The sequence below is a fragment of the Streptomyces physcomitrii genome (genome assembly GCF_012273655.1).
Taxonomy (GTDB): domain Bacteria; phylum Actinomycetota; class Actinomycetes; order Streptomycetales; family Streptomycetaceae; genus Streptomyces; species Streptomyces physcomitrii.
The window spans coordinates 245,396-253,639 of record NZ_JAAWWP010000002.1; the positions used below are offsets into that span (position 1 = coordinate 245,396).

The window sequence follows — 8,244 nt, forward strand, 5'->3', positions numbered from 1 at the left end:
CCCCCCGGCCCGCCGCGCGGTGAGCTGAAGCCGCGCCAGTACGTCCACGGCCCCCACCCCGCAGGCCTCGAACCGGGCGACATCGCAGACCACCACCCCGCCCGCGCCCGCGGCGAGCCGCAGCCGCACCTCGGCGCAGAGCCGCGCCAGCTCCGCCCGGCCCACCTCGCCGCGCAGGACCAGCACCTCCGGTGTCCTCGCATCCACGCCCCGGTAGACCCCGCCCGCGTACGGAACTCATCGGCACTCCCGCCCGCCCCGGCGAAGATCACATTGACCCGGGCGAGTCCCGCCGAGGAGGCTGTCGCCATGCCGTGTACGCCGATACCCCCGCCCCCTTCCCGTGACGGCAGCGGACAGGGGGCGCGGTGCAGGGCGTACTGAGCGGCTTCGCGGTGATCGCCGTGGTGATCGCCGTCGGCTACCTCATCGGACGCCGCGGCCACCTCGGCGAGAACGGCCCCGAGGTACTGACCCGCCTCGCCTTCCATGTCGCCACCCCGGCCCTGCTGTTCACCACGCTCTCCCGGGCCGACCTCTCGGTGATCCTCTCCGGGCGCCTGCTGATCACCGCCCTGTGCACGGCCGCCACCGCCGGGGCCTTCGTCGCGGTGGGCGCCCTGCGCGGGTGGGGAGTGGGCCGCACCACCATCGGCGCCCTCTGCTCCAGCTACCTCAACGCGGGCAACCTCGGCATCCCGATCGCCGCCTACGTCCTCGGCGACGCCTCCCTGATCGCGCCGGTCCTCCTCTTCCAGCAGATCCTGGTCACCCCGCTCGCCCTGACCGTGCTCGATCTGTCGGGAGCGGAGTCCGGCTCCGGCGGCAAGGACCCGCTGTGGAAGCGGCTGACCACCCCGCTGCGCAATCCGCTCGCGCTCAGTTCGCTCGCCGGGGTCACGGTGGCCGCCACCGGCTGGTCGGTGCCGGGACCGCTCGGCGACCCGGTGGCCCTGATCGGGAACATGTCCATCCCCGCCGTCCTGCTCGCCCTCGGCATCTCGCTCTGCGGCAGCAGCCTCCCCGGCGGCCCCGGCCCCGACCGCCTCCCGGTGCTGCTCTCCACCGCCCTGAAGTCGGTGGGCCAGCCCCTGCTCGCCTGGTTCCTGGCCGCCGAGGTCTTCGGCCTCGACGGCGAACCGCTGCTCCAGGTCGTGGTGGTCGCCGCCCTGCCCGCCGCCCAGAACATGTTCACCTACGCCTCCCGCTACCAGGTAGGCGAACGCCTGGCCCGGGAGTCGATCCTGCTCTCCACCCTGGCCTCGGCCCCGGTGATGGTGGGGGTGGCGGCGGTGCTGGGGTGAGGGATGGGCTGAGGCCCGCTCAGGGCAGGAGCGTCAGCGCGGGGCAGTGGCGAGGGCGGATCACCCTGAAGTGCCGGTGGTCGATGGTCGCGACCTCGTGGACGCCGAGGCGTTCCGCGACAGCGACGACAGAGGCATCAGCCGCGCCGAGCGGCAGGTCCTCGTACTGCTCGACCAACTCCACCATGCGCGAGAGGTCCTGTGAGGTCAGCGCCACGAGACTGAGTTCCTCGGTCTCCAGCGCACGGAGGAACTGCCCCTCCGCACGCGTGCCGGCCCGGGTCTCCAGGAGATAGCAGACCTCGGTCAGAATCGGTCCCGGGACGAGCAGGGGCCCGGGATGTGTTTCGAGCACCCGGAGGCAGTCGGCGTGACGGTCGTCCTTGGCGTTGAAGGCGGCGACGATCGGGCCCGTGTCGCAGATGATCACCGACCGGTGCCGCCCAGTCCTTCACGCAGGATCTCGGACGACCGCGTGGCCAGGTCGGGCTCCGCTTCGAGGGAGCCCGCGAAGGACAGTCGCCGCCGACGCGCCGGAGGCTCCTCGACCGTGTTCTCGGTGGTCCCGGTGGTCTCGGTGTTGTCCACCACCAGGTGGAGCACGACGGAACGAACCGCTTCGGCCTGATCGGGCCGCAGTTGGTCGATGAGCCGGTGCAGCTCTGGATAGTGGTCGTGAGCAATGCTCATGGCGCCAGTCTAGACGTCTCCCACGCGATCGGTCCGAGGACGGCGGAGGGGCACGAACGGCAGGAAAGGCCGGTACGTCCCGCTCGTCGGGCGAGGGCGTTCCGCTCCCGTCTCCGACGGATGTCCGGTCGGCGGCCTCTCCCTCCTGGACTGCGCCCCTCAGGCCACCCGCTCCCGCACGATCCCCCGCGCCGTGAAGGCGGTGCCGTCCGGCTCGATGTCGTACGCGCCGGTCAGGGCTTCGAGGCCGTAGGGGAAGCGTTCGGGGGTGTCCGTGTGGAGGGTCAGGAGGGGCTGGCCCGCGGTGACGCGGGCGCCGGGCTTGGCGTGGAGTTCGATGCCCGCGCCGGACTGCACCGGGTCCTCCTTGCGGGCGCGGCCGGCGCCGAGGCGCCAGGCGGCGACGCCGATGCCGTAGGCGTCGAGGCGGGTGAGGACCCCGGTGGCGGGGGCGGTGACGACATGCTGTTCGCGGGCGGTGGGGAGCGGGGCGTCCGGGTCGCCGCCCTGAGCGGAGATCATCCGGCGCCAGACGTCCATGGCGGAGCCGTCGGCGAGGGCGCGCGCGGGGTCGGTGTCCGGGAGTCCGGCGGCGTCGAGCATCTCGCGGGCGAGGGCGAGGGTCAGTTCGACCACGTCGGCCGGGCCGCCGCCGGCGAGGACCTCGACGGACTCGCGTACTTCGAGGGCGTTGCCCGCGGTCAGGCCGAGCGGGGTGGACATGTCGGTGAGCAGGGCGACGGTGCGCACGCCGTGGTCGGTGCCGAGGCCGACCATGGTGGCGGCGAGTTCGCGGGCGTCCTCCAGGGTCTTCATGAAGGCGCCGGTGCCGACCTTCACGTCGAGGACCAGGGAGCCGGTGCCCTCGGCGATCTTCTTCGACATGATCGAGGAGGCGATGAGCGGGATGGCCTCCACGGTGCCGGTGACATCGCGCAGCGCGTACAGCTTCTTGTCGGCCGGGGCGAGGCCGTCGCCTGCCGCGCAGATGACCGCGCCGGTGGAGCCGAGGACGGAGAGCATCTCCTCGTTGGAGAGCGCGGCCCGCCAGCCGGGGATGGACTCCAGCTTGTCGAGGGTGCCGCCGGTGTGGCCGAGGCCGCGGCCGGAGAGCTGCGGCACGGCCGCGCCGCAGGCGGCGACCAGCGGGGCGAGCGGCAGGGTGATCTTGTCGCCGACCCCGCCCGTGGAATGCTTGTCGGCGGTGGGGCGGGTGATGCCGGAGGCCGGGGAGAAGTCCATGCGCTCGCCGGAGGCGATCATCGCGGCGGTCCAGCGGGCGATCTCCCGGCGGTCCATGCCGTTGAGCAGGATCGCCATGGCGAGCGCCGACATCTGCTCGTCGGCGACCGCGCCCCGGGTGTAGGCGTCGATGACCCAGTCGATCTGCTCGTCGGTGAGGGCGCCGCGGTCGCGCTTGGTGCGGATGACGGAGATGACGTCCATGGTCTGTCTGTCCTCGGTGAGTGGTGCGTGCGGGAAGTGCGGGGCCCGCCTGTGCCGGTGGGGCGAGGCGGGCCGGGCGGGGCGCGGCGGTCCTGACCGGCCGCCGGGCCGGGTGAGTCGGAGCCGCCCCGGCCGGGCCGGTCGGCCGAGCCAGGCCGGCCCGACCGGCAGGCGGGGTCAGTCGAGCTGGTCCGGGCCGAAGGCGTCCGGCAGCATCTCGGCCAGGGAGCGGATTCCGGAGGCGGTCTCCAGGAGGAGCTCGGGGCCGCCGAACTCGAAGAGGAGCTGACGGCAGCGGCCGCACGGCATCAGCACCGCCCCTCGCCCGTCCACGCAGGTGAAGTGGGTCAGCCGCCCGCCGCCGGTCAGCCGCAGCTGGGCGATGAGGCCGCACTCCGCGCAGAGCCCGAGCCCGTACGAGGCGTTCTCGACGTTGCAGCCGACCACGACCCTGCCGTCCGTGACGCGCGCGGCGGCACCGACCGGGAAGCCGGAGTACGGCGCGTAGGCATGGGACATCGCCTCGCGCGCCGCCTCCCGCAGTGCCTCCCAGTCCGCCTCGGCGGCCCCCGGGGAGGCGGTCACTTGCCCTGCCCCTTGTGGTAGCGCATGCCGTTGGCCCGTGGCATCCGCAGCCGCTGCGCGGACAGCGAGAGCACCAGCAGCGTCACGAAGTACGGGGTGGCGCCGACGAAGTCGCTCGGCACCTCGTCGGTGGTCAGGTACCAGACCAGGACGGCGGCGGCAGTGAGCGCCGAGAGTCCGGACTGGAGCCAGGCCTTGCGGTAGCCCTTCCAGGCCGCGAGCAGCAGGAGCAGGATGAACAGCAGGAGCAGCAGGGCGTGCACGACGGTGCCGCCGTTGCGCAGTTGGAGGGCGTCGGAGAAGCCGAACAGGCCCGCGCCCATGGCGAGTCCGCCCGGCCGCCAGTTGCCGAAGATCATGGCGGCGAGGCCGATGTAGCCGCGGCCGCCGGTCTGGCCCTCCAGGTAGATGTGCGAGGTCACCAGGGCGAGGAAGGCGCCGCCGAGGCCCGCGAGGCCGCCGGAGATCGCCACGGCCGCGTACTTGTAGGTGTAGACGTTGACGCCGAGCGACTCGGCGGCGATCGGGTTCTCGCCGCAGGAGCGCAGCCGGAGGCCGAAGGAGGTCCGCCAGAGCACCCACCAGGTGGCGACCACGAGCAGCGCCGCGATGATCGTCACCACGGACAGGTGGGTGACCAGGCCGCCGAGGATCCCGGCGAGGTCGGAGACGAAGAACCAGTGGTGCTTCTCGATCGAGCTGAGCCCGTCGGAGATCCCGGCCACGCTGAAGTCGGGAAGCGCCTCGGAGGACGGCGACTGCTTGGGGTTGCCGCCCTTGGCCTGCGCCTCGCCCCCGGCGAAGAAGATCTTCGCGAGGTACTGGGTGGCGCCCAGGGCGAGGAGGTTGACGGCCACACCGGAGACGATGTGGTCGACGCCGAAGGTGATGGTGGCCAGGCCGTGGATCAGCCCGCCGATCACACCGAAGCCGACACCGCAGAGCAGGCCGAGCCAGGGGCTGGTCTGCCAGCCGAGCCAGCCGGCGCCGAAGGTGCCGAGGATCATCATGCCTTCGAGGCCGATGTTGATGACCCCGGCCCGCTCGGACCAGAGTCCGGCGAGCGCCGCGAGGCCGATGGGCACCGCGAGGCCGAGCGAGGCGGCGATCTGCCCGGCGGAGGTGAGCTGGTCCGCGTCGGTGATCACCCGGACCAGGGAGAGCAGCAGCAGTCCGAAGAAGGTGTAGAGCAGGGCACGGGTGAGCGTGCTGCGCGAGCGCGGGCCGCCGCTTCCCTTGACCTTGGGAGCCGCGGGAGGCGGGACGTCGGTCATCGTGGCGGTCATCTCACGCCACCTCCTGCTTCTTGACGGGGCCGGCGGCCTGGGCGGCGAGTTCGGCACCCACGCGCTGCTGCTGCCGCTTGATGCCGTAGCGGCGTACGACCTCGTAGGCGATGACGACGCACAGGACGATGACGCCCTGGATCACGCCGAGGATCTCCTTGTCGTAGCCCTGGAATTCGAGGTGGTTGGTGGTGCGCTCCAGGAAGCCCCAGAGCATGGCGCCGAGGGCGATGCCGATGGGGTGGTTGCGGCCGAGCAGCGCGATGGCGATACCGGTGAAGCCGATGCCGCCGGGGAAGTCGTTGCTGAACTCGTGGCTGTCGTTGAGCAGGGTCGGCATGCCGATCAGGCCCGCGACCGCGCCGGAGAGGATCATGCTGGTCGCGATCATCTTCTTGACGCCGACACCGCTGGCGGAGGCGGCCGACTCGGACATGCCGACCGTACGGAGGTCGAAGCCGAAGCGGGTGCGGCCGAGGACGAACCAGTACAGGACGCCGACGACGGCCGAGACGACGATGAAGCCCCACAGCTCACCGGCCGCACCGGTGTCGAAGACGAAGAACTGCGAGCCGGAGGGCAGCGGTTCGGTGGAGACCTTGGTGCCCGCGCGGTCCAGCTCGCCGAGGCGGCCGGGCTGGAGCAGGTAGGCGATGACCGCGGTGGCGATGGAGTTCAGCATGATGGTCGAGATGACCTCGCTGACCCCGCGGGTCACCTTGAGCACGCCCGCGATGGCCGCCCAGAGCGCGCCGACCGCCATCGCGCAGAGGATGATCAGCGGGATGGAGACGATGCCGGGCAGGGTGAGCGCCCCGCCGAGCGCCGCGGCGATGAAGGCCGCGAGGCGGTACTGGCCGTCCACCCCGATGTTGAACAGGTTCATCCGGAAGCCGATGGCCACCGCGACGCCCGCGAGGTAGTACGTGGTCGCCTTGTTGAGGATGTAGACCTGGCTGTCGCTTGCGGTGCCGTAGGTCAGCATGTCGTTGAAGGCGGGCCCGGGATTCTTGCCGGTCGCGAGGATCACCAGGGCGGTGACCACGAGCGCGGCGACGATCGCGAGCAGCGGGGCGGCGATTCCGAGGAACAGCCGCTCCTTGTCGAAGCGGGAGGTGTACTTCTTCATCGGGCCTCGTCCTCCGGCGAGTCGTCCACGTGCTCCAGGTGGCCGGCGGCGGCACCCGTCATGGCGGAGCCGAGCTCCTCGGGGGTGATGGTCGTGGGGTCGGCGTCGGCGACGAGCCGGCCGCGGTACATCACCCGCAGCGTGTCGGACAGGCCGATCAGCTCGTCGAGGTCGGCGGAGATCAGCAGGACGGCGAGGCCCTCGCGACGGGCCTCGCGGATCTGGTCCCAGATCTGCGCCTGCGCGCCGACGTCCACGCCGCGGGTCGGGTGCGCGGCGATGAGCAGCTTGGGCCGGTGGCTCATCTCCCGGCCGACGATCAGCTTCTGCTGGTTGCCACCGGACAGCGAGGCCGCGGTGACCTCGATGCCGGGGGTGCGTACGTCGTAGGCGGCGACGATGCGCGCGGTGTCGGCGCGGGCGGCGCGGAGGTCGAGCAGCCCGCCCTTGCTGTTGGGGCGTTCGGTGACATGGCCGAGGATGCGGTTCTCCCAGAGCGGTGCCTCCAGGAGCAGACCGTGCCGGTGGCGGTCCTCGGGGATGTAGCCGATGCCCTCCTCGCGGCGCCTGCGGGTGGCGACATGGGTGATGTCGTCCTTGTCCAGGCGGATGCGTCCGCTGCCCGGGTCGCGCATGCCCATGACGGCCTCGACCAGCTCGGACTGGCCGTTGCCCTCCACTCCGGCGATGCCGAGGACCTCGCCCTGGTGGATGGTGAAGGAGATGTCGTCGAGGATGACGCGCTCGACGCCGTCGAGGTCGGTCTGGGTCAGGCGCAGGCCGTCGACGGTGAGCATCGGGCGGTCGGTGACCGTGGACTCCTCGGTCTCCGGCGAGGGCAGCTCGCTGCCGACCATCAGCTCCGCGAGCTGCTTGGCGGTGGTGGAGCGGGGGTCGGCGGTGCCGACCGTGGTGCCGCGCCGGATGACGGTGATCTCGTCGGCGACGGAGAGCACCTCGCCGAGCTTGTGCGAGATGAAGATGACCGTCAGGCCCTCGGACTTGAGCTCCCGCAGGTTGTCGAAGAGCGCGTCCACCTCCTGCGGGACGAGGACCGCGGTGGGCTCGTCGAGGATCAGCGTGCGGGCGCCGCGGTAGAGCACCTTGAGGATCTCCACGCGCTGCCGGTCGGCGACGCCGAGTTCCTCGACGTGGGCGTCCGGGCGGATGTTCAGCCCGTACGCCCCGGAGATCTCCTCGATTCTGCGGCGGGCCTTGGCCCCGATGCCGTGCAGTCTCTCCGCGCCGAGGACGGTGTTCTCCAGGACCGTCAGATTGTCGGCCAGCATGAAGTGCTGGTGGACCATGCCGATGCCGCGCGCGATGGCGTCGGCCGGGGTGGCGAAGGAGACCTGCTCGCCGTCGACCGTGATGGTGCCCTCGTCCGGCTTCTGCATGCCGTAGAGGATCTTCATCAGGGTGGACTTCCCGGCGCCGTTCTCACCGCAGAGGGCGTGCACGGTGCCCCGGTGGACGGTGATGTCGATGTCGCGGTTGGCGACCACGCCGGGGAAGCGCTTGGTGATGCCGCTCAGTTCGACGGCCGGGGTACTGACTTCGGGCTCGGACGCTTTGATGGTGCACTCTCCTCGGGAGAAGGAGCGGAGGAGTACGGGAGGTCTGGCGTCGGCGACGCTAGCGCGGCAACTCCGCGCTACCCGCGTAGAGTTGACACATTGTTATGGCTCGGCGCGTCGGCGTGCGCCGCCCTCGCCGAGCCGGGTGCCGGCACCGTCGGGCGGGGCGCACACCAAGCCCCCCCCCCCCCGGGGCACGGGGGGGGGGTTGACATGAAAAAGCCGGC

At 71.7% G+C, this 8,244-nt stretch carries 8 protein-coding genes and 1 pseudogene; 1 reads left to right on the forward strand and 8 read right to left on the reverse strand.

Going from position 1 to position 8,244, the window contains the following annotated elements; genetic code table 11:
- Positions 1 to 207 (reverse strand): annotated as a pseudogene (locus tag HFV08_RS32280) (STAS domain-containing protein); the annotation flags it as partial.
- Positions 208 to 368: 161 nt separating this feature from the next.
- On the opposite strand from HFV08_RS32280, the gene HFV08_RS04295 reads away from it, so the two are divergent.
- Complete coding sequence (locus HFV08_RS04295) at positions 369 to 1,304, forward strand: AEC family transporter (RefSeq protein WP_168536024.1); 936 nt, start codon at positions 369 to 371, stop codon at positions 1,302 to 1,304.
- Positions 1,305 to 1,323: 19 nt separating this feature from the next.
- Here the strand turns inward: HFV08_RS04295 and HFV08_RS04300 are convergent, their stop codons facing one another.
- From HFV08_RS04300 to HFV08_RS04330, 7 genes are all read right to left on the reverse strand, one after another.
- A complete protein-coding gene (locus HFV08_RS04300) occupies positions 1,324 to 1,734 on the reverse strand; it encodes a type II toxin-antitoxin system VapC family toxin (protein WP_168536026.1) in 411 nt (136 codons plus the stop codon).
- Positions 1,731 to 1,994, reverse strand: a complete 264-nt coding sequence (locus tag HFV08_RS04305; protein ID WP_168536028.1) for a hypothetical protein — start codon at positions 1,992 to 1,994, stop codon at positions 1,731 to 1,733. The genes HFV08_RS04300 and HFV08_RS04305 overlap by 4 nt, the downstream gene beginning before the upstream one ends.
- A 159-nt stretch (positions 1,995 to 2,153) precedes the next feature.
- Positions 2,154 to 3,440: a thymidine phosphorylase gene (locus HFV08_RS04310; protein ID WP_168536030.1), complete on the reverse strand. Its 1,287-nt coding sequence runs from the start codon at positions 3,438 to 3,440 to the stop codon at positions 2,154 to 2,156.
- 177 nt (positions 3,441 to 3,617) lie between these two features.
- The gene (locus HFV08_RS31340; RefSeq protein ID WP_168536032.1) at positions 3,618 to 4,025 is read right to left on the reverse strand and encodes a cytidine deaminase; all 408 of its coding nucleotides are present in this window, start codon (positions 4,023 to 4,025) and stop codon (positions 3,618 to 3,620) included.
- Positions 4,022 to 5,311, reverse strand: coding sequence for an ABC transporter permease (locus tag HFV08_RS31345; RefSeq protein ID WP_168536034.1), 1,290 nt, complete (start codon positions 5,309 to 5,311; stop codon positions 4,022 to 4,024). Before HFV08_RS31345 ends, HFV08_RS31340 begins: the two co-directional genes overlap by 4 nt.
- A 1-nt stretch (position 5,312) precedes the next feature.
- Entirely contained in the window at positions 5,313 to 6,440 is a 1,128-nt protein-coding gene (locus HFV08_RS04325) for an ABC transporter permease (protein ID WP_168536036.1), read from the reverse strand.
- Positions 6,437 to 8,017 carry an ABC transporter ATP-binding protein gene (locus HFV08_RS04330; protein ID WP_168536541.1) on the reverse strand — a complete coding sequence of 527 codons (1,581 nt, stop codon included), beginning with the start codon at positions 8,015 to 8,017 and terminating at the stop codon, positions 6,437 to 6,439. Before HFV08_RS04330 ends, HFV08_RS04325 begins: the two co-directional genes overlap by 4 nt.
- Positions 8,018 to 8,244: the final 227 nt, after the last annotated feature.